The organism is Paenibacillus dendritiformis, from assembly GCF_021654795.1.
Lineage (GTDB): Bacteria > Bacillota > Bacilli > Paenibacillales > Paenibacillaceae > Paenibacillus_B.
On record NZ_AP025344.1, the window covers coordinates 1,930,221 to 1,950,721 of the forward strand.

Annotated in this window: 20 protein-coding genes; 19 read left to right on the forward strand and 1 reads right to left on the reverse strand. The window is 58.8% G+C overall.

Annotated features, from left to right (window positions below):
• Positions 1 to 10 precede the first annotated feature (10 nt).
• The 3 genes from L6439_RS08455 to L6439_RS08470 all read left to right on the forward strand — a co-directional run bounded on the left by L6439_RS08455 (position 11) and on the right by L6439_RS08470 (position 5,458).
• Positions 11 to 1,207, forward strand: coding sequence for an exonuclease SbcCD subunit D (locus L6439_RS08455; protein WP_213469064.1), 1,197 nt, complete (start codon positions 11 to 13; stop codon positions 1,205 to 1,207).
• The gene (locus L6439_RS29285; protein ID WP_213469065.1) at positions 1,204 to 4,686 is read left to right on the forward strand and encodes an AAA family ATPase; all 3,483 of its coding nucleotides are present in this window, start codon (positions 1,204 to 1,206) and stop codon (positions 4,684 to 4,686) included. Before L6439_RS08455 ends, L6439_RS29285 begins: the two co-directional genes overlap by 4 nt.
• Positions 4,687 to 5,068: 382 nt before the next feature.
• Positions 5,069 to 5,458, forward strand: a complete 390-nt coding sequence (locus tag L6439_RS08470; RefSeq protein ID WP_374043156.1) for a hypothetical protein — start codon at positions 5,069 to 5,071, stop codon at positions 5,456 to 5,458.
• Between the two features lie 53 nt (positions 5,459 to 5,511).
• Here the strand turns inward: L6439_RS08470 and L6439_RS08475 are convergent, their stop codons facing one another.
• The gene (locus L6439_RS08475) at positions 5,512 to 6,279 is read right to left on the reverse strand and encodes an alpha/beta hydrolase (protein WP_213469066.1); all 768 of its coding nucleotides are present in this window, start codon (positions 6,277 to 6,279) and stop codon (positions 5,512 to 5,514) included.
• 118 nt (positions 6,280 to 6,397) lie between these two features.
• Between L6439_RS08475 and L6439_RS08480 the strand changes: the two genes are divergently transcribed.
• The 16 genes from L6439_RS08480 to recO all read left to right on the forward strand — a co-directional run bounded on the left by L6439_RS08480 (position 6,398) and on the right by recO (position 20,337).
• Positions 6,398 to 6,748, forward strand: a complete 351-nt coding sequence (locus L6439_RS08480; protein WP_168182784.1) for a histidine triad nucleotide-binding protein — start codon at positions 6,398 to 6,400, stop codon at positions 6,746 to 6,748.
• A 168-nt stretch (positions 6,749 to 6,916) separates the two neighbouring features.
• Positions 6,917 to 7,090: a 30S ribosomal protein S21 gene (gene rpsU / locus L6439_RS08485; protein ID WP_005547957.1), complete on the forward strand. Its 174-nt coding sequence runs from the start codon at positions 6,917 to 6,919 to the stop codon at positions 7,088 to 7,090.
• Between the two features lie 15 nt (positions 7,091 to 7,105).
• Positions 7,106 to 7,549 carry a GatB/YqeY domain-containing protein gene (locus L6439_RS08490; RefSeq protein WP_006676232.1) on the forward strand — a complete coding sequence of 148 codons (444 nt, stop codon included), beginning with the start codon at positions 7,106 to 7,108 and terminating at the stop codon, positions 7,547 to 7,549.
• Between the two features lie 148 nt (positions 7,550 to 7,697).
• Entirely contained in the window at positions 7,698 to 9,071 is a 1,374-nt protein-coding gene (locus tag L6439_RS08495; RefSeq protein ID WP_213469067.1) for an NfeD family protein, read from the forward strand.
• 150 nt (positions 9,072 to 9,221) lie between these two features.
• A complete protein-coding gene (gene floA, locus L6439_RS08500; RefSeq protein ID WP_168182788.1) occupies positions 9,222 to 10,217 on the forward strand; it encodes a flotillin-like protein FloA in 996 nt (331 codons plus the stop codon).
• Between the two features lie 10 nt (positions 10,218 to 10,227).
• Positions 10,228 to 10,713 (forward strand): hypothetical protein, encoded by a 486-nt coding sequence (locus L6439_RS08505; RefSeq protein WP_213469068.1) that lies wholly within the window; start codon positions 10,228 to 10,230, stop codon positions 10,711 to 10,713.
• Between the two features lie 459 nt (positions 10,714 to 11,172).
• Complete coding sequence (locus L6439_RS08510; RefSeq protein ID WP_213469069.1) at positions 11,173 to 11,427, forward strand: hypothetical protein; 255 nt, start codon at positions 11,173 to 11,175, stop codon at positions 11,425 to 11,427.
• Between the two features lie 822 nt (positions 11,428 to 12,249).
• A complete protein-coding gene (yqfC, locus tag L6439_RS08515; RefSeq protein ID WP_168178992.1) occupies positions 12,250 to 12,543 on the forward strand; it encodes a sporulation protein YqfC in 294 nt (97 codons plus the stop codon).
• Positions 12,540 to 13,781 carry a sporulation protein YqfD gene (yqfD, locus tag L6439_RS08520; RefSeq protein ID WP_213469070.1) on the forward strand — a complete coding sequence of 414 codons (1,242 nt, stop codon included), beginning with the start codon at positions 12,540 to 12,542 and terminating at the stop codon, positions 13,779 to 13,781. Before yqfC ends, yqfD begins: the two co-directional genes overlap by 4 nt.
• A 26-nt stretch (positions 13,782 to 13,807) precedes the next feature.
• On the forward strand, positions 13,808 to 14,776 hold the full coding sequence (locus tag L6439_RS08525) for a PhoH family protein (protein WP_168178990.1): 969 nt from the start codon (positions 13,808 to 13,810) through the stop codon (positions 14,774 to 14,776).
• 15 nt (positions 14,777 to 14,791) lie between these two features.
• Entirely contained in the window at positions 14,792 to 17,188 is a 2,397-nt protein-coding gene (locus tag L6439_RS08530) for an HD family phosphohydrolase (protein WP_213469071.1), read from the forward strand.
• Positions 17,189 to 17,213: 25 nt separating this feature from the next.
• Positions 17,214 to 17,717: an rRNA maturation RNase YbeY gene (ybeY, locus tag L6439_RS08535; RefSeq protein ID WP_213469072.1), complete on the forward strand. Its 504-nt coding sequence runs from the start codon at positions 17,214 to 17,216 to the stop codon at positions 17,715 to 17,717.
• Positions 17,717 to 18,088: a diacylglycerol kinase family protein gene (locus L6439_RS08540; RefSeq protein WP_168178987.1), complete on the forward strand. Its 372-nt coding sequence runs from the start codon at positions 17,717 to 17,719 to the stop codon at positions 18,086 to 18,088. The genes ybeY and L6439_RS08540 overlap by 1 nt, the downstream gene beginning before the upstream one ends.
• Positions 18,089 to 18,284: 196 nt before the next feature.
• Positions 18,285 to 19,214, forward strand: a complete 930-nt coding sequence (gene era / locus L6439_RS08545) for a GTPase Era (protein ID WP_168178986.1) — start codon at positions 18,285 to 18,287, stop codon at positions 19,212 to 19,214.
• 165 nt (positions 19,215 to 19,379) lie between these two features.
• On the forward strand, positions 19,380 to 19,490 hold the full coding sequence (locus tag L6439_RS08550) for a YqzL family protein (RefSeq protein WP_420540588.1): 111 nt from the start codon (positions 19,380 to 19,382) through the stop codon (positions 19,488 to 19,490).
• Between the two features lie 82 nt (positions 19,491 to 19,572).
• Positions 19,573 to 20,337, forward strand: a complete 765-nt coding sequence (gene recO / locus L6439_RS08555; protein ID WP_213469073.1) for a DNA repair protein RecO — start codon at positions 19,573 to 19,575, stop codon at positions 20,335 to 20,337.
• The last annotated feature ends 164 nt before the right edge of the window (positions 20,338 to 20,501 follow it).

Sequence of the window (20,501 nt, forward strand, 5' to 3'; positions counted from 1 at the left end):
GGTGATATTCATGCGCATTTTACATACCGCGGATTGGCATTTCGGACGGACGCTGGAAGGGCGGAGCCGTCTGGAGGAGCAGGCGGCGTTCGTCGATGAGCTGGTGGCGATGGCGGAGGAGGAGCGGGTCGATCTCGTTCTGATCGCGGGGGATGTCTATGATTCGGTCAACCCTCCGGCTGCCGCGGAGCAGTTGTTCTATGAAGCGGCGGCCCGCTTGTCGGATGGGGGCAGACGCCCAATCGTCATTATTTCCGGCAATCATGATCATCCGGACCGGTTATCCGCCTCCGCTCCGCTCGTCGGGGAGCGGGGCGTCTTCCTTATTGGACAGCCGACGCTGGATGCGGTCGTCGTGCCGTGCGCGCGGACGGGGGAAGAGGCGGTTATCGCGGCCTTGCCCTACCCGTCGGAAGCGCGGCTGGGCGAGCTGCTGTCGGAGGAGGCCGAGGAGCAGGCGGTTCGCCGGGCCTACAGCGCCCGCGTGTCGCAATTGCTGGCCCGGCAGGCGCGGCGGTTCCGCCCCACGGCGATCAATCTCGCCATGAGCCACCTGTATGTGCTGGGCGGAGCGGAGTCCGATTCGGAGCGCCCGATTCAGGTCGGGGGCGCCTACACGGTCGATCCGGCTGCCTTCGGCTGCCAGGGCGCGCCGGCCGCGCCCCAATATACGGCGCTGGGGCATCTGCACCGGCCCCAGCGCGTCAAGGGGCCGGGCGTTATCCGCTACAGCGGATCGCCGCTCGCCTACAGCTTCTCGGAGGCCGGGCAGGCCAAATCGGTGACGCTGCTCGATCTGGCGCCCGGCGCGGAAGCGGTCCCCGAGGAGCGATATCTGTCGTCCGGCCGTCCGCTTGCGGAATGGAACGCCCGCGGAGGCTATGAGGAAGTGATGCGCTGGATCGAGGAAGGACGCGACAGCCGCGCCTGGCTGGATGTCAGCCTGACGCTGACCGAGGCCCTGACGATGGATCAGATTCAGAAGCTGCGCCGTGCCCATGAGGGCATCGTTCATATCCGGCCGGTCTATGCGGAAGCGGAACGGGAGACAGAAGACCAGGTGCGGCTGAGCGAGCTGCCGGTGCAGGAGATGTTCCGCCGTTTCTATGAGCGGCAGACCGGCGGCGCTCAGCCGGATGACGCGCTTGTCGCCTGCTTCCTTGAACTGATTGAGCCCGAAGCCGAAGAGAAGGAGGAGAGCGCATGAAGCCGATCGAATTGAGGCTGGCCGGACTGCAGAGCTACCGGGAAGAGCAGCGGATCGACTTCGGGAAGCTGTGCGAGACCGGGCTGTTCGGCATTTTCGGCCCCACGGGAAGCGGCAAATCCTCCATCCTCGACGCGATGACGTTGGCGCTGTACGGCAAGGTCGAGCGCGCGTCGGGCGGAACTCAGGGAATTTTGAACCAGATGGAGAATATGCTGTCGGTTTCCTTTACCTTCGCTCTGCACGGCGCGGCCGGCCCGCGCACGTTCCGGGTCGAGCGGCGCTTCAAGCGAACCGGCGACGTGACGGTGGGGAGCACCTTGACCCGCTTCATCGAGCTCCGGCCGGAAGGCGATATCGTGCTGGCGGACAAGCTGGCGGAGGTGAACCGCTGCGTGGAAGAGCAGATCGGGCTGAAGATGGACGATTTCACGCGGGCGGTCGTGCTGCCGCAGGGCAAATTCGCCGAGTTCCTCTCCTTGAAGGGGAGCGAGCGCCGGCAGATGCTGCAGCGGCTGTTCTCGCTGGAGAAATACGGCGATGAGCTGGCTGCCCGGCTGGCCCGCCGCGTGAAGGAAACCGATGTCCGCTTGAAGACGTGCCAGGCCGAGCAGCAAGGGCTGGGCGACGCGTCCGAAGAGGCGGTCCGCGAGGCGGAAGCGGCGTTGGCCGCCGCGGTGCGCCACGCCGAGGAGGCGAGAGCCGCCCGCCTGGAAGCGGAACGGGTACACCGGGAGCTGAGCGAGCTGCGGGAACGCCTGCAGGAGCGGGAGCGGCTGCTCGCGAGAAGGGGCGAGTTGGAGCAGGAGGGGCCGAAGCGCGCGGCCGAGCGGATAGAGCTGCATCGGGCGCGGGAAGCGGAGGCGCTGCTTCCGTATGTCAGCGAGCTGGAAGAGCTCGAAGCGCGGCTGGAGAAGGCGGCCGCCGGGCATGAGGCGGCCCGGGCCGCCGCAGCCGCCGCCGCGGAGCGGGCGGCGCAGGCGATTCGGGCGACCGACGATGCGCTCCGGCGCAAGGAGGCGGAGGAGCCGGAGCTGATGAGCCGCCATGCCCGCCTTCAGGAAGCGGTCCGTCTGTATCAGGACAGCGTGCGGCTGCGGGAAGAGGCGGAGCAGTGGACCGCGAAGCGGACCGAGGCCGCAGGCCGAGCAGAGCGGGCGGAAGCGGAAGCGGCCCGGGCCCGCGAGATGCTGCGGAAGGCGGCGGACCGGCAGGCGGAGCTGCGCGAAGCGATGCAGGCCCGCGAGAAGCCGGCCGAGGAGCGCGACCGGTTCCAGCAGGCAGTGAGCGAGCGGCAGCTGCTGGCGCTTCAGCACGACCGGTGCCGGGAGCTGGAGGAGAGCTGCGGCAAGCAAGCCGCCCGGACGGAGCAGGCCGGGCAGATCTGGATCGGGCTGCTGCAGACGTTAACGGGCCATGTGCTGGCCGGACAAGCCGCGGCGCATGAGGGCCGGCGTCTCGAGTCGGCGTGGCAGCGGCTCTATGCGCAGGCAAGCGATGCGCTGGAGGAAGCGGAACGCGAGCTGGCGGCCGCGAGGGAACGCCAGTGGCAGCAGGCCGCCGAGGAGATGGCGGCCAAGCTGGCCTCCCGGCTGGAGGACGGCCAGCCGTGCCCGGTCTGCGGCTCCACGTGCCATGCTCACCCCGCGCGGATGCCCGCCTCTTCCGAAGCGGTCCGCGAAGGCTGGCCGGAATGGGAGGAAGCGAGAGACAAGCGCCGGGAGGCCGTGAGGCTGGCCGAGCAGGGCAAGGAGCGCTGCGCCGGCGCGGTGCGCCAATGGAGCGAGCGGATAGCGGAGATGAACCACCGGCTGCGGCCGATGATGCGCCTCTGGGAAGAGGGCGCTGCCTCCCTGCCTTCCGCGGCGGCGCAGATGGCGGCCGCCTTGGAGGAAGGCGGCCCGGTAACGGGCGGGCCGGGCGGCCTGGGCGGCCCGGGCGGGCAAGAACCGGAGGTCTCCTGGGAGGCGGGGATACCGAGCCTGCAGGAGCGGACCGCGGCCTGGGAGCGCGGCATGGAACAGAGCATGCAGCGGATGGCCGACACCCAATGGGAGCTGCAGCAGGCATGGTCGGCATATGAGTCGGCCGAGGCGGCCCGGCGGGAAGGCGAGGCCGAATGGAAGCGGGCCGGAGCCGAATATGCCCGTTCAGCGGAGCGATGGGCAGCCCGGTATGAGCCGGCCGGTTGGAGCTTGGGCGAGATGGACGCGATCGCCGAGCGGTGGCGCGAGGATGAAGCCTTCGTGAACGATTGCCGGGCCCGGCTGGACAAAGGGGCCGCCTATGTCGAGGAGATGCAGCAGCGGCTGCGTCAGCTCGAAGCGGAAATCCAGGAGGCGGAGATGCAGCGGGTTCAGGCGGAATCCGAGCTCAATGGCGTCAACCGGCTGCTGTCCGAATACCGGCAGCGGCTGGAGCCGTGGGCGGACGGTCCGCCGATCGAACGGCAGGCCGCCGACACCGAAGCGCGGCTGAATGCGCTGCGGGAACAAGCCGCCCGCACCGCCAGAGAAGCGGAAGCGGCGCGCCAGGCCCAGGGGGAGGCGGAACGGAGCGCGGCGCTGGCGGAGCAGCAGCGCGCGGACCTGGGCGAGCGCGCGGACGGCGCGCGAGAGCGTCTCGCCGTGAAGCTGGCCGCTTCCCCGTTCGAGGCTTCCGATGAAGTAATGGCCGCGCGCCGCGCCCCGGAGCGCTGCCTGGAGCTGGAAGAGGGGCTGGCGGCATATGACGAGGAGCTGCGCGACCTTCAAGCGCGTCTGGCCCGCCTGGCGGAGCAGCTTGGCGGCCGCACCGTGCCGGCCGCCGAGTGGCAGGAAGCGAAGGAGCGGTGGGAGCTGGCGGTCGAACGGGACGAAGCGGCGCTTGGAAGCCGTGCCCGGGCCGAACGCGACGCCGAGCATATCCGGAGCAAGCATGAGCGCTGGATGGAGCTTGAGGGCGAACGGCTGCGCATGGAGGAGCAACTGGGGAGACTTCAGCAGCTTCAGAGCATATTCCGCGGCAACGCCTTCGTCGAGTTCATCGCGGAGGAGCAGCTGATGCAGGTCAGCCGGGCCGCATCGGAACGGCTGAAAAACTTGACCAAGCAGCGGTATGCGCTCGAAGTCGATTCGGGCGGCGGCTTCGTGATTCGGGACGACGGCAACGGAGGCATCCGGCGGCCGGTATCCACGCTGTCCGGAGGCGAGACCTTTCTGACCTCCCTCGCGCTCGCGCTGGCATTGTCGGCCCAGATACAATTGCGGGGAATGTATCCGCTCGAATTTTTCTTCTTGGACGAAGGGTTCGGCACGCTCGATCCCGAGCTGCTCGACACCGTCGTCACCGCGCTGGAAAAGCTTCACCACGATCGGCTGGCGGTCGGGGTGATCAGTCATGTGCCGGAGCTGCGGGCCCGCTTGGCGCGCAAGCTGAGCGTGCTGCCGGCGGAGCTGACGGGTGCCGGCTCCCGCATCCGAATGGACGAAGCGGACTGATACGGCGCGAACGCATGGAGTGTGAACTTCGTCACAGTAACAGTTGGAGGCCGCTGTTATAATACAGATAGCCGACATCTTATCCAATGGCACCTCGATGACCGTACTGCTTCTGCAAGCGGTGCAGGCTCTTTGCAGCCGCATTTCGCTTGCAGGTGCACTACGTTCATAGCGTCCGTGACGCTGCCCGCTTGCGAGCGGGGGACGAGGTGCTCTTTTTTTTGTCTTCCAAAGGACAGGTTTTCCGTTCTTGCGGCTTTCTCGGCGGAAGGCCGTTTTTTTAATCAACCCCGCGGGAGCCGTTCCCTTCTCCGCACCTCTGGGCGATTGGGCGAATACAGTAGCGTATATCAACTTTTCAAGAAGAAAGTGGGAGAGCGTGATGGAGAAGAAGGTAACGGGCGTGAAGCCGAGTGTCAAGCCGGCTCCCGTCGGGAAGCACCCGATGTATGAACTGTGCCTGAAGCATATCCACCGGTATGTGAAAGTTCACACCTATGACGGCTGCTGTTATCACGGCATTGTGGAAAAAGTGGACGCCGAGTACCTGTACCTTGCGGTTCCGGCAGGGCAATGGATGCATTACGGGGGAGCGGGGGCTTCGATGGATCGCGCCTTTGTGCCGTACGGCTTCTATGGCGGAGGCTATCCCGGCTATTATTTTGGCGGTTATTACCCGGGGGCTTTCCCGTATGGTTACTACCGGCCGTTCAATCGGTTGATTCTGCCGCTGGCCGCGCTGACGGCCTTGGCGCTGCTGCCGTATTATTGACTCGGGAGAAGGCCTGTCTGCTTCGGTCGCGACGGATGCAGGCAGGCCTCTGGTTACGTTCCGGATTCGTGGAGGGCTGCGATCCAATCGACGATTGTGCCCACCGTTTCCTGAATCTGCTCATCGTCCGATATGGTCGCCCCCTTGTCCTTCTTTTGCAGGCCGTAATCGCCGAATTGCGCGTGATTGCCCCCCTCGATGACATGCTCCTCGAAGGAATCCGGCATATAGGATTTACTGTTCGTATACCGTTCCAGATCGAGCACTCCGTCCTGGGAGCCGTAGATGGACAGAACCGGGATGTTCAAGCCGCCGAGGTCGCTGTTGGGGTATGAGGCCAGGAAGACGATGCCCTGAACGTCGATCGTGCTGTTCTTTGCATACTCGGCGGCCATCGTGCCGCCGATCGAATGGCCGCCGATAATGTTGATCCCGTGGGCATTCAACAGCGGAAGCGCCCGTTTGGCGCCATCGCGGTCGAGCACCGCCAGGTTGAGCGGCATCGCGACAATATACGTATTGACCCCTTTTTCCGCCAAGGAGCGCGCCAGCACGGCGTAGCTTTCCGGCTGGACCAAGCCTCCGGGATAGAAAATGAAGTTGGCCGCCGGCTCGGCGGTCGTCTCGAACCGCAATACGCCGTCTTCCATCACAACGGTGATCTCTTCGCTGGGAGCCATGGCCTGCTCCGCCTTGGTGCCCGCGGGATAGGGGCGCAAATAGATGGCGAGAGCGGCGGCGAGCACGAGCAGGACGGCAGCGGCCCCGATAAGGATGCGCATCCCTCTGCGGCGCCCCGGCTGCTGATGAGGTGAAGACATCGGGATATCCTCCTTTCAGTTGGACGAGCCCTTCGTTTTTGATATGATAACAATATCCGGAATAACCGACTGATCCGCTATCAGATGGTGAGAAAAATAAAAAGGAGGCCGTTCAAAAATGGACTGCATTTTTTGTAAAATTATCGAAGGTACGATTCCTTCCAAAAAGGTACTGGAAAATGATCATGTCGTCGCCTTTCACGACATTACGCCCCAAGCTCCTGTACATATTCTTATTATCCCCAAAAAGCATATCGCAACGATGAACGATGTACAAGCGGAGGATGCTGTCCTGATGGGAGAAATCCACCTGGCTGCCCAGCAGATCGCCCGCGATATGGGCATTGCCGATTCGGGCTACCGCTTGATCAACAACTGCGGGAAGGACAGCGGGCAGGTTGTGTTCCATCTCCACTATCACCTGCTGGGAGGAGCGCCGCTGGGTGCTCTGATCGGGCCGAAAGCGTAGCTTGCAGGAAGGGGATGACAGCGACCGATCCCTGTAACTGCATTCCGATGCATAAATCTATACAGATTGCGCCGTCAAGGTTGACACTCACTTTTACAATCACATATAATGTAGGTTGATAACCGTGTTGTTGTTCTTGGACGGTCTGGTCGGAGGGAGGGAAAACTGGTGTCTGAAACGAAAGTTCGCAAAAACGAGACAATCGATGCTGCACTTCGTCGCTTTAAGCGCTCCATTGCAAAAGATGGCGTGTTGGCTGAAGTTAAAAAGCGTAAGCACTATGAAAAGCCAAGCGTTAAGCGCAAGAAGAAGTCCGAGGCTGCCCGCAAGAGAAAGTTTTAGGAGGAATTAGCACCAATGGATCTTAGCCAACGATTGAACGAAGATATGAAGCAAGCGATGAAAAGTCAAGACAAGTTCAAACTCTCCACCATCCGGATGGTACGTTCGGCGATCAAGAATGTTGAGATAGATGTTAAGAGAACTTTGAATGACGATGAAGTGCTTGAGATTCTAGGTCGTGAAATCAAACAGCGGAAAGATGCCCTCCAACAATTTGAAAGCGCAGGCCGAGACGATTTAGCTGATTCATTGAAAGACGAAATCGAGATTTTGACGCAGTATCTTCCTGCCCAACTTTCCGAAGAAGAGATTAAAGAGATTGTACAGAAGGCTATCCAAGAGACCGGTGCTTCTTCGAAAGCCGACATGGGGAAATTGATGGGTGCCCTGATGCCGAAGGTAAAAGGGCGCGCCGACGGAAAGCTGGTCAATACGATAGTTCAACAATATCTGCAGTAAGCGTCTTTGACCGCCTTATGCAACGAACAAAAACACTCCTTTTCACGAAAGGGAGTGTTTTTTTCTAGCGATTTCTTGGAACGGACGTGAGGATTGTAACGTATTACTGCATAGACTGTCTGAATAGGGAAGGGGGTACACTAGAGAGATGAAACACCCGTTCAAGCACCGAATTGCAGCCATAGGCCTCCTGTGGCTGATGACCGCGGCCGTTCTGGCCGGCATGCTGGGAACCGCTGTCCCGCCGGTGCAGGCCGAGGGAGAGGCGGGCAAGGGCAGCGCGGTCGTGATTCCAATCAAGGGGACGGTCGACCCGGTCATGAAGTCTTTCCTGTTCCGCGCGCTGGAGGAGGCGGAGCAGCTTCAACCGGAAGCGGTCATTTTCGATATGGACACTCCCGGCGGATATGTCGATGTCTCGATGGAGCTCAGCCAGCGGATTATCGGGAGCCCCGCCCGCACGGTCGTGCTCGTTCACGGCAAGGCGGCTTCGGCGGGGAGCTTCCTGGCGCTCAGCGCCAATGAGATCGCGATGACCCCGGGAAGCGCTATCGGTTCTGCCGCGCTGGTCGATTCGTCTCACAATTATGTGGATGATCCGAAGGCCGTCGCGCTGTGGGTCAGCCAGATGGTATCCGCCGCGGAGAAGAACGGCCGGGATGCCGACATCGCTGCGGCGATGGCGGATCTGCAGGCCAAGGTGGAGGTTCCGCAGTTGAACCGCACGAAGCAGCCGGGAGAGGTTTTATCCCTGAGCGTCCAAGAGGCGAAGCGGGTCGGATATTTGGAATATGAAGCTTCTTCCGTGCAGGATTTGCTGACCCAAATGAAGCTTGACGGCGCTCAAATCGTTCACATCGAGCCCTCGGCAGCCGAACGGATCGCTTCCTATGTCGTAACGCCGGTGGTTGCGACCCTGCTCCTGTTCCTCGGTATCGCGGGCGTGGCGATTGAGCTGATCGTGCCAGGCTTTGGCGTTCCGGGCATACTGGGCATCCTGGGATTCGGTTTATACTTTTTTGGCCATTTTATTGCCGGACTGGCGGGGGTGGAGACCATCGTATTGCTGCTGATTGGGTTAGTGCTGCTGGCGTTGGAGATGTTTATTCCAAGCTTCGGAATTCTTGGCATCCTCGGTGCGATCAGCTTGATCTCCGGGGTCGTCCGCGCGGCCTACGATACGGGGAACGCGCTCATGTCCCTGGGCATCGCTTTCGTCGCAGCCGTTATCGTCGTCGTCATCATTGCGCGAATCTTCAAGCATCGCGGCATCTGGAACCGGTTCATCCTCAAGGATGCGCTTACGACGGAGCAAGGCTTTGTATCCGCGGCCGAGCATACGGAGCTGATTGGCAAGGTCGGGAAGGCGCTTACTCCGCTTCGTCCGGCGGGGACCATTTTACTCGAAGGCCATAAATATGACGTTGTCACGGACGGCGCATTTATCGCGAAGGATGAACAGGTCGTCGTCGTGATGACGGAGGGGGCGCGCATTGTCGTCAGCCCGCATGAAGGCTCATGAGAGAGGAGGCTGAACCGGCCTTCTTGAACAATCTTAGTGTCTCCAGATGATTCATTGACCCTGGGACGCTTTCATTGTATCGTTGAAAAGAATCGACTGCCGATACGGCAGTCCCGCATTTACATATTACAATTGGAGGTTTGACTGCGTATGGATTCAACAATTGTCAGCACCCTATTAATCGGGGCGATTATTGTTATCGCTCTGAGTGTGTTTTTCAGCTTTTTCCCGGTTATGCTCTGGATATCCGCCATTGCATCCGGAGTCCGCATCGGCATTATTACGCTGGTGGCGATGCGTCTGCGCCGGGTAACCCCGAGCCGGATCGTCAATCCGATGATCAAGGCGACGAAGGCGGGGCTTGGCTTGTCCATCAACCAACTGGAGAGCCATTACCTTGCCGGAGGTAATGTTGACCGCGTTGTCAACGCCCTTATCGCGGCGCAGCGGGCCAACATCAGCCTCGAATTCGAGCGTGCCGCCGCAATCGATTTGGCGGGCCGCGACGTTCTGCAGGCGGTGCAAATGAGCGTTAACCCGCGCGTCATCGAGACGCCGATCGTCGCTGCGGTCGCGAAGGACGGGATCGAGGTCAAGGTTCGCGCCCGCGTTACGGTTCGCGCCAATATCGACCGTCTCGTCGGGGGCGCCGGGGAAGAGACGATTATCGCCCGTGTCGGCGAAGGTATCGTTACGACGGTCGGTTCGAGCTCCACGCACAAGGATGTTTTGGAGAATCCCGACCTTATTTCCCGCACTGTGCTTGGCAAGGGTCTTGATGCCGGTACCGCGTTCGAAATTCTGTCCATCGATATCGCCGATGTCGACGTAGGCAAGAACATCGGTGCGCATCTGCAGACCGAGCAAGCGGAAGCAGACAAGCGCATCGCTCAGGCGAAGGCGGAGGAACGCCGCGCGATGGCGGTCGCGGAAGAGCAGGAGATGAAGGCCCGCGTCGTCGAGATGCGCGCCCGCGTCGTTCAGTCCGAATCCGAGGTTCCGATCGCGATGGCGGATGCTCTTCGCACAGGCAAGCTCGGGGTCATGGATTACATGAACCTGAAAAACATCGAAGCCGACACCCATATGCGCGGCACGCTCGGCAAAATGGGCGAAAACGGCAGCGACAACAAATCGGAAAGCTAGGCGATGAGCCATGGATATCTTTGAAAAGGTATTGCGTTTTCTGTTGAACAATCCATTTCTGGCCGTCATTCTGATCGGCTTCGTGTTCTCCATCTTGCGGAAGGGCAACAAGCCGGCCAATCGGATGCCGAGCTTCGGCGGCGATACGGCGGGGAACCGGCCGGACTCCGAGCCGGACGAGCGCGATGCCGAGCCGGATCAGATGGACGAAGAAGAGCGGTCTTATCCGATCTATGCGGAGGATCGCAGCTCTCAAGCCGGGATGCCGGAAGCCTATGTATCGCGGGAGACCGGCAGCATTATGCGGGAAGAGAGAATTGCGGCGATGAAGCCTGCGGTGGGCCCGGTCGGTTCCCCGCGGAATGCGGATTCTAGCAAGAAGGAAGCGATGGCTGCGGCCAATGTCGGGATTCGCCCGGAGGAGGCGTTGAAGGGCGTGCTCTGGTCCGAGATTCTGGGCCCGCCGCGGGCAAAACGGCCTTTTGGCCGCCGCTGAAACGGTTCCCCTATGGTCGGGAAGTTCCGCTTCTCATCGTTATTATGTTTTTGCTGAGTCGGTTCTGACAGACATAAGTCAGGCCTGCGCGGGTATATGTCCGGGATTCCGGACGCTTCGCGGGTCTGGCTTTTTTCGTCACGTGACCGTCAGAGAAGGGCAGTAGGCATGACCTAGCGATTGTCCGCCGGCGTACGAGACACGAATCCTGCTCAGATGCAGCATTTTTAGCTTGTTTCAGCGCTTTGAGGGCAAATTGCTGCAAAAGAGCAGCTTTTGGCCCTGATATGGGCTAAATGAAGCAATAGGATGTGAATTTCCTGCAGATTTGCAGCATTTCTTGTACGGTCACTCGGTGTCTCTCAAAATGCTGTAAAATTGCAGCTTTCTGTGCTCAATCCCCGTGAAAGAACCTTCGAGTGACCGATCTATGCGGAGGATCGCAGCTCTCAAGCCGGGATGCCGGAAGCCTATGTTTCCCGGGAGACGGGCAGCATTACGCGGGAGACGGGCAGCATTATGCGGGAAGAGAGAATTGCGGCGATGAAGCCTGCGGTGGGCCCGGTCGGTTCCCCGCGGAATGCGGATTCTAGCAAGAAGGAAGCCATGGCTGCGGCCAATGTCGGGATTCGCCCGGAGGAGGCGTTGAAGGGCGTCCTCTGGTCCGAGATTCTGGGACCGCCGCGGGCAAAACGGCCTTTTGGCCGCCGCTGAAACGGTTCCCCTATGGTCGGGAAGTTCCTCTTCTCTTCGTTATTGTGTTTTTGCTGAGTCGGTTCTGACAGACATAAGCCAGGCCTGCGCGGGGATAATGTCCGGGATTCCGGACGCTTCGCGGGTCTGGCTATTTTCGTCATGTGACCGTCAGAGAAGGGCAGTAGGCATGACCTAGCGATTGTCCGCCGGCGTACGAGACATGAATCCTGCTCAGATGCAGCATTTTTAGCTTGTTTCAGCGCTTTGAGGGCAAATTGCTGCAAAAGAGCAGCTTTTGGCACTGATATGGGCTGAATGAAGCAATAGGATGTGAATTTCCTGCAGATTTGCAGCATTTCTTGTACGGTCACTCGGTGTCTTTCAAAATGCTGTAAAATTGCAGCTTTCTGCGCTCAATCCCCGTGAAAGAACCCTCTAGTGACCGATAACTCGGCGGGGTCTATCCTTCCCCGATAGCCTTCATTCCATGCCTGGCCCGTGACCAAGCGCAGTAACGCGTATTCTAACGGGAGAAATGCAAGGCGCAACCAAGAGCGCAACGCAAGGCGCAATGCCAGGGCGCAACGCAAGGGAGCTAGGTGCAGCCTTGCCGATGCAACGTTCTCCCCCTCAAAGCGGGCGGCCTTTGCGACCTGCTGCTAATGAAATGCGACTTTCCAAGAAAAAGCCCCTGTCCTCGCAAACAGGAGTGCTTTGCCCCGTTGACATGTGAAGGCGGCGAGCTGTCGGCGCCTGCCCTTTCTATCCGTTCCCTCATATTTCATAATCCGGCCTTGTTCCGCATAGGTTGTAAAGTACAGGAAGGGGGCCCTTGCCAAAATGAGCCGCATTGCCCGCAAATTGCGCCAGTGGTCCGTAAATTGGTTCGATCTGCCGCAGGATATGATCACCGATATGCCCCGTCTGGTCATGACCGGCAATCGCAAGCTGGTCGTAGAGAACCATCAGGGCATTCTTCACTTCTCCGATCAGCACATGCGACTCGCCTTGGCAGCGGGCCAACTGGAAGTGTACGGAACCGGTTTGACGATTCGCGCCATCTATACGGAGGAAATCTGTATCGAGGGCGTTATCAACGATATCAAATACCACGGAACGGGGGGAACGTCGTGAAAGCTCCTTCATTTACCCGCCTGCGCGGCTATGTCCGTGCCAGTCTGCGCGGCGGCAACATCGAGACCTTTATCAATGCCGCCGCGCTGCAACAGATCAGAGTGTGGGATGTCCGGCGTCTCCCGGACGGCCAAACGGAATGTTATTTGCTGGTCAGCGATTTCTGGCGCCTTCGGCCGCTGTTGAAGCAGACAGGCTGCCGCATTCATGTGGAGCAGCGCTACGGGCTTCCATTCTCTATCGTGCGGATCCGCCGGCGGAAGTTTTTTGTCATGGGCGGAATTCTTTTTTTGCTCGGATTGTACATGCTGTCTTCCCTCGTCTGGAGCATCGAAGTTACGGGCAATGTCCGCATTCCGACGGAGGAGGTGCTGAAGCAGGCGAGAGAGCAGGGCATCTACCCGTTCCAATGGACCTTCCGGCTGCGCGATCCGGACGCCGTCTCCAAAGCGATGAATTCGCAACTGAAGGGCGTCTCGTGGATTGGCATTGAGCGGAACGGGACAAGAATCCGGATTCAGGTCGTGGAATCGACCTTGCCTGAAAATAAGGGGCTTGTTAACCCGCGCCATCTTGTGGCCAAGACGGACGGGGTGATTACGCATATCATCGCGGAGCGGGGCCGTCCGGCCGTGAGACAGCATTCCCGGGTGAAGAAGGGCGATATTCTCATCTCGGGCCGAATCGGAACCGAAGAGCTGCCGAGCACGGTGGCGGCCAAGGGACAGGTGCGGGCGCTCGTATGGCATGAATATGACGTTGCCGCTCCTCTTGTCACCAAGCGCAAAGTATATACCGGGGAGGAAAAGGAGCTTCGCTATGTGACGGCGGGAGACCGGCGTCTGCAGATCGCCGGCTACGGCGGCATCCCGTTCGACAGCTACGAGACGATTGTGGAAGCGAAGCGGCTGCAATGGAGGCAATGGGTGCTGCCGTTCGGCTGGCAGACGGAGGTGCTGAAGGAAGCTCATATCATCTCGGAGGAGCGAAGCGAGCAGGAGGCGGCTGCCGCCGGGCTGCAGGAGGCCCGCGCCGATGTGTTGGCCAAGAACGGTCCCGAGGCGCGCATTCATGAGGAAAAAATTTTGCATCAGAAGGCGGAGAATGGTAAAGTGGTCATGAAGGTGCTTTTTGAAGTGGAGCAGTCGATTGCGGAAGAATTGCCGATTGTGCCGCAGGCACAGCCGGATCCGGGTGCGCAGGATGAACAAGCGGCGCCTCCACAAGCGAGAGGATAATGAACGTTTAAGGAGACTGAGAGTTTTTGACGCAACCAACAATTGTCAAGCTTACACTGCAGAACGTTGCCGAGGGACTGGCTCTCTTCGGCCCGCAGGACAAGTACCTGCGCATGATTCAGAGCGGCACGGACGCGAACGTAATGTCGCGGGATGCGGAGATTTCCATTTCAGGAGAGGCGATGGAGGTTGAGAAGCTGCAGCAGCTATTTGAAGTCCTGCTGGAGCTGGTGCGGAACAACATCGCCCTGTCCGAACGCGACATTCAGTACGCCATCGATTTGGCTCAGGATTGGAAAGTCCATGAACTGCTCGATCTGTTCAGAGGCGAGATTGCCCACACTTACCGGGGCAAGCCGATACGGGTGAAGACGATTGGGCAGAGGCATTATGTATCCACCATTAAGAAGAAGGACATCGTGTTCGGCATCGGCCCGGCGGGGACAGGCAAGACGTATTTGGCCGTCGTCCTGGCGGTGATGGCGCTGAAGGAAGGAGCGGTCAAGCGGATCGTATTGACCCGGCCGGCCGTAGAGGCCGGCGAGAATCTGGGCTTCCTTCCGGGGGATCTGCAGGAGAAGGTAGACCCGTATTTGCGGCCGCTGTATGATGCGCTGTATGACGTGATGGGCCTGGATCAAGTCGGGAAAGCATTGGAACGGGGACTGATCGAGGTCGCGCCGCTTGCTTACATGCGCGGCCGCACGTTAGATGACGCGTTCATTATTTTGGACGAAGCACAGAATACGACGCCCGAACAGATGAAGATGTTCCTCACACGGCTCGGCTTCGGCTCGAAGATGGTCATCACCGGAGACATCACCCAGATCGATCTGCCGCGCGGCAAGCGCTCGGGCCTGGTGGAGGCTTCTCATATTTTGCATGAGATTGAAGAAATCGGCTTTGTGCACTTTGCCGAGCAGGATGTCGTTCGTCATTCCTTAGTGCAGAAAATTATTACAGCTTATCAAAAGGATAGCGAAAACCAAGGATAGAGAGGGTTGTTCTCTATGCTAAAGACAAATCGTTCCGGCGACGGAAGCAAGCCGGCCCGGCAAGTGAATATGTCCGGTTGGAAATACAGCGTGGGCGTGCGCTTTCTTTTGTTTTTTCTCATCACGCTGCTGTTCTATCTCAGCTTGGCTCCGAGCGTGCTGCCGGAGAAATTCGATATTGAGGTCAACGTGCGGAGCGAGAAGGACATTATCGCGCCGATTCAGATACCGGACAAGAAGGCAACGCTCAAAGCCCAGGATCAGGCGGCCGAACGGGTGCAGCCGATATACGATATCATATCTTTGCGGAATGAGCGTCTGTCAGACAGCATATTCGATCGGATCGAGCAATTGAACTCGGACGAGACGATCTCTTATTCCCAGAAGGTGGACGTATTCCGCCGGGAGATTCCGGAGATGGTGAAGGATCATGTGCGCCAGTTCCTGACGACGGGACGGAATACCAATACCTATTCTAGCGTGATGCTCGAGGAAATAAGCAAGCGTCTCGAAGAGCAGACTTACCGTATTCCCGAGGAGACGTATATCAAGATCGCGAGATTGACCAAAGAAGATATTACGGAAATGAAATCGGTCGCGCGGGAGCTCGTCTCGAAGCTGATGAGCGATGCGGTGCCCGAAGCGGCGATCGCCCGGGCGAAGGTGCCTGAATACGTCAACGCCAGCTCCCTGAACAAGCGCTCGGCGCGCGAAGTCGTGCAGGAACTGGTCCGGCTGGTCATTACGCCGAACAAGTTTTACGACGATGAAGCGACGAAGGAAGCGAAGGTTCAAGCCCGGGAGAATACGCCGCCGGTATTTATTAAGCAGGGCGATATTTTCGTCAAAAAGGGCCAGCTGATCACCCAAGAAATGTATGATCTGCTGCGTGAGAACGATCTGCTGAAGACCGAAGTCAACTATTGGCCGCAATTCGGCCTGCTGCTTCTGTCGGCCCTGTTCTCGCTTGTCTTGTTCATGTTCATGCGCCAGGCAAGTCATACGCATTTCAAGTTCAACAATGTGCAGCTGTTGATGTTGCTGCTTATTTTCACGATCAACATCATTGCCGTTCATATTATCGCGTACTCGCAGACGGAAGACGCGGTATTTATCGGCTACGCGGCGCCGGTCGCCATGGGCGTCATGCTGATTACGCTCTTGATCGATCTGCCGCTTGCCTATATTAGCGCGGTCGTATTGAGCGTCGTCGCCAGCATTATTTTGAACACGCATCAGGGCGCCTTATTCGATTTTCATTTTGGCTTTTTTGCCCTCGTCACATCCTATGCGGCGATATTCGCGATCCACCGCGCGAGCCAGCGCTCGACGATATTGAAGGCGGGCATAATGGTGTGCATTTTCGGCAGCTTGACGGTGCTGACGCTGTCCATGCTGAACGGAGATGCGCTCAATCAGCGCGAGACGATGCTTGCGGCGGCGTTCGCCTTCGCGAGCGGGCTGCTGAATGCGGTGCTGGTGATGGGATTGATGCCGTTTTTCGAGGTGACCTTCGGCATTTTGTCCGCGCTGAAGCTGGTCGAGCTGTCGAACCCGAACCATCCGCTGCTTCGGAAGCTCCTGACCGAGACGCCGGGCACGTATCACCACAGCGTCATGGTCGGCAATCTCGCCGAGCAGGCGGCCGAAGCGATCGGCGCCAACGGGCTGCTCTGCCGCGTCGGCGCGTTCTACCACGATATCGGCAAGACGAAGCGTCCGAGCTATTTCATCGAGAATCAGACGAATATGGACAATCCGCATGATTTCATCGATCCGAAGCTGAGCACTTCGATTATTGTCGCCCATGCCCGCGACGGGGCCGAGATGCTCAAGGACTACAAGCTGCCGAAGCCGATTCGGGATATCGCCGAGCAGCATCACGGCACGACGTTTTTGAAGTATTTCTATTACAAGGCGCTGAAGCTGGCCAAGGAGCAGGGCAAGGAGCCTGATTTCACGGAGGATGACTTCCGTTATCCGGGACCGAAGGCGCAATCGAAGGAAGCGGCCGTCGTCGGCATTGCCGACTGCGTGGAAGCGGCGGTGCGTTCGCTCCGCCACCCGACCGTGGAGCAGATCGAATCGATGATTCAAAAAATCATTAAAGACCGTCTGGATGACAATCAATTCAATGAATGCGATCTGACCCTGCGCGAATTGGACATTATCGGCCAGTCGCTGAAGCAGACCGTCATGGGGATATTCCATTCCCGGATCGAATATCCGGACGATCCGAAGGCGAAGCAGGGCGGCGACAAGCCGGAAGCCGGGTCCGGCGAGAAGAAGGAGCCGCAGGCGGATAAGGCGGTTGTCGAGGCGCAGTCCGACCAAGCGCCAAGGCCGGGAGCCGAGCCGAAGCCGGAAGCGTCAAGCAGCGAACCGGATTCGCTACCGGACGACAAATCGTAGAGTGTGATGAAGGAGATTACGGAACATGCACACACTGAAGCTGGAATGGAACAATGATCAGGAGAAGCTTCCGATTGAACCGCCGCTCATCGAGCTGCTGGAGCGGATATTGCAAGAAGCGGCCCGGGCGGAAGGCGTGGATGGCGGAGAGGTGGCCCTCACCTTCGTCGACGACGCGGCCATCCACGAGTTGAACCGCGAGTATCGCGGCATCGATCGCCCGACGGACGTGCTGTCCTTCGCGATGCGCGAATCGACCGATGAAGAGATGGACATCTTATACGAAGTGGAAGAGGATGCCGAGCTGGAAGGCCTCAACGATGATTTGCTGGGAGACATTATCATCTCCACCGAACGCGCGCAGGCCCAGGCCGACGAATACGGTCATTCCCTTGAACGGGAAATCGGATTTTTGTTCGTGCACGGCTTCCTGCATCTGCTCGGCTATGATCATCAGGACGAGAAGAGCGAGCGCGAGATGATGGACAAGCAGGAGGCGGTTCTTGCCCGGGTTGGGCTGAACCGCTAATGAGACGGCCGTGGGCGGACACATTCCGGGCAGCCTGGGAAGGCATCCTCTATGCTCTCCGCACCCAGCGAAATATGCGCGTGCATGCGGCGGCCGCCGTGGCGGCCTGTCTGTTGGGAGCGGGCTTCGGGATATCGGCCGGCGAATGGCTGTGGCTGATTCTCGCGATCACGCTGGTGGTGTCAGCTGAACTGATCAATACGGCGGTGGAATCAGCGGTCGATCTGACGATGCCCGACCTGCATCCTCTTGCTAAAATCGCGAAGGATACCGCCGCCGGAGCCGTGTTGGTGACGGCGGTATTTGCCGTTATTGTCGGGGCGGTCTTGTTCGCAGGGCGTCTGCTGCAACTGCTGCGGAGCTTCTTATAAGGACCGTTCCCGCAATGGTCTTGTCATGGCGAATCGATTCGGGAAGTAACCTCTTTGCGGCATCCCCTGCAGCATCGAATCGCCGCGGAACCGATGGAACGCATCGCAAGCGGTGACTGCCGGAATTGCATTTATTTTGCAGCGGCGGTCACCGCTTGCGTACATATATGATAAAATAAACGGGAGGCAACTTGCGTTGAACACATTTCAAGACGAACCGAAACCGACTCGAACTTCATTCAAATCGGGCTTTGTAGCGATCGTTGGACGGCCGAATGTCGGCAAGTCGACGTTAATGAATCATGTGATCGGGCAGAAAATCGCCATTATGTCCGACAAGCCGCAGACCACGCGGAACAAAATTCACGGCGTCTATACAACGGAAGATACGCAAATCGTATTTCTCGATACGCCGGGAATTCATAAGCGCAAATCGAAGCTGGGCGATTATATGAACCAGGTGGCCTATAACACCTTGAACGAGGTGGAGGTCATTTTATTTCTTGTCGATGTTTCAGCGGGCCTCGGAAGCGGGGATAAATTTGTTATGGAGCAGCTGGCGAAGGTGAAGACGCCGGTCATTCTCGTGATGAACAAAATTGATCAGGTGCACCCCGATGAGCTGCCGCCAATGATTAAGTCGTATCATGAACTGTTCGAATTCGCGGAGATCGTGCCTATCTCTGCGCTTCACGGCAATAACGTCAACCGGCTGCTGGACGTGCTCGGCTCCTATATGCCGGAAGGGCCGAAGTATTATCCGGACGATCAGATCACCGATCATCCGGAGCAGTTCGTCGTGGCCGAGCTGATCCGGGAGAAAATATTGCACCTTACCCGGGAAGAGATCCCGCACTCGATAGCGGTCGCGATCGAGGATATGAGACTGCAGGATAACGGCGTCGTGTATATCTCCGCCGTGATCTATGTCGAGCGCGATTCTCAGAAGGGCATCGTCATCGGCAAGCAAGGCGCGCTCCTGAAGGAGATTGGCAAGCTTGCCCGCCAGGATATTGAGCATTTGCTCGGATCGAAAACGTTCATGGAGCTATGGGTCAAAGTGAAGAAGGACTGGCGAAATCAAGAGCGGATTCTTCGCGATCTCGGCTTCCGCCACGATGCGTAAAAGCGGCGGCAGGCGGGTTCTTTCACGCATTCGTCCGTGCCGATCGTGACCAAATATTGCATGGGATAATCTTGATACCGCAGCGCAACCTAAGGATGGAACGCATAGTCATTTCCAACGAAAGGGGATATACGGATGCATGATTTCTCGTGGAACGTATTTGCCATGACGGGAGATGTTGATGCTTATTTGTTGTATAAGCAGTCCAGACAGCTGTCGGAAACGGAAGAATCTTCGCTAGACGTACCGCCGTTGGAGAGTTCAGCGGAATCATAGATTTATAGCGGTTGTTCAAAAAGTCCCGCTTTTAAACATTTATTGCCATTTAAGCCGCGTAATGCGCATGGGGAGGACGAGCGTGCTATATCGGGTGGAAGGAATCGTCATCCGCAGTATGGATTATGGGGAAGGGAACAAGATCATCACGCTATGCACCAAACCGCACGGCAAAGTCGGCGTCCTGGTGCGGGGAGCCAAGAAGGTGCGCAGCCGTCATGCGGCTGCCACTCAGCTCTTTACATACGGGGAATATGTCTTTTTCCGGGGAATGGGGCATATCGGCACCTTGAATTCATGCGAGATTCTGGAGGGGCATCATACGCTGCGCGAGCAGCTTCATCTGGCCGCCTACGCCTCTTATGCCGTAGAATTGGTCGATCGGGCCTTGCAGGACGAGGAGGCCGGCGGCGCCATGTTCGATCAACTGCATGCCTATTTGGAGGCGCTGCAAGCCGGCAAGGATGCGCAGGTGACGACGCATCTGCTGGAGATGAAGCTGTGGCAGCGCACGGGCGTCGCTCCGCAGCTCTACGCCTGCGTCAGCTGCGGCAGGGAGGACGAGCTGAGCGGAGTCGGGTGGCGTCTCGGCGGAGCGCTCTGCCGTGCCTGCCTGATGCGGGAGCATGAGCGGTACAAGGCGGGCCCGGCGATGCTGAACCTGCTCCGCCAGTTCGAGAAGACGGATCTCCGCCGGCTGGGGAATGTGTCGTTGAAGCCGGAGACGAAGCTGCGGCTGCGCGCGTTCATGCGCGGCTATATGGACACGCATGTCGGCGTCCGCTTGAAGTCGCAGCAGTTCCTCGATCAGATGGAGAAGTATGATTTGGGCAATCTTGACGAGTAGAATGCCATTCGTTATAATGAATCCAAGCTGTAGATAGATTGGCTTGCGTTGAAGAAGGAAGTAGTTCGTCCAAGCTTCGAGACATAGCGATCCGGGGATGGTGGAAGCCCGGACGAACGGGCGAATGAACAGGCACTTTGGAGCAAGGAACGGAGAAAGTGGAA

Coding starts and splice junctions, on each gene's coding strand:
- L6439_RS08510 (WP_213469069.1), top strand. CDS start 11,173: ATGCCGGAAGCCTATGTTTCCCGGGAGACGGGCAGCATTACGCGGGAG.
- L6439_RS29285 (WP_213469065.1), top strand. CDS start 1,204: ATGAAGCCGATCGAATTGAGGCTGGCCGGACTGCAGAGCTACCGGGAA.
- L6439_RS08495 (WP_213469067.1), top strand. CDS start 7,698: ATGAAACACCCGTTCAAGCACCGAATTGCAGCCATAGGCCTCCTGTGG.
- L6439_RS08455 (WP_213469064.1), top strand. CDS start 11: ATGCGCATTTTACATACCGCGGATTGGCATTTCGGACGGACGCTGGAA.
- L6439_RS08505 (WP_213469068.1), top strand. CDS start 10,228: ATGGATATCTTTGAAAAGGTATTGCGTTTTCTGTTGAACAATCCATTT.
- yqfC (WP_168178992.1), top strand. CDS start 12,250: ATGAGCCGCATTGCCCGCAAATTGCGCCAGTGGTCCGTAAATTGGTTC.
- L6439_RS08540 (WP_168178987.1), top strand. CDS start 17,717: ATGAGACGGCCGTGGGCGGACACATTCCGGGCAGCCTGGGAAGGCATC.
- ybeY (WP_213469072.1), top strand. CDS start 17,214: ATGCACACACTGAAGCTGGAATGGAACAATGATCAGGAGAAGCTTCCG.
- floA (WP_168182788.1), top strand. CDS start 9,222: ATGGATTCAACAATTGTCAGCACCCTATTAATCGGGGCGATTATTGTT.
- L6439_RS08490 (WP_006676232.1), top strand. CDS start 7,106: ATGGATCTTAGCCAACGATTGAACGAAGATATGAAGCAAGCGATGAAA.
- L6439_RS08530 (WP_213469071.1), top strand. CDS start 14,792: ATGCTAAAGACAAATCGTTCCGGCGACGGAAGCAAGCCGGCCCGGCAA.
- L6439_RS08475 (WP_213469066.1), bottom strand. CDS start 6,279: ATGTCTTCACCTCATCAGCAGCCGGGGCGCCGCAGAGGGATGCGCATC.
- L6439_RS08470 (WP_374043156.1), top strand. CDS start 5,069: ATGGAGAAGAAGGTAACGGGCGTGAAGCCGAGTGTCAAGCCGGCTCCC.
- L6439_RS08550 (WP_420540588.1), top strand. CDS start 19,380: ATGACGGGAGATGTTGATGCTTATTTGTTGTATAAGCAGTCCAGACAG.
- L6439_RS08480 (WP_168182784.1), top strand. CDS start 6,398: ATGGACTGCATTTTTTGTAAAATTATCGAAGGTACGATTCCTTCCAAA.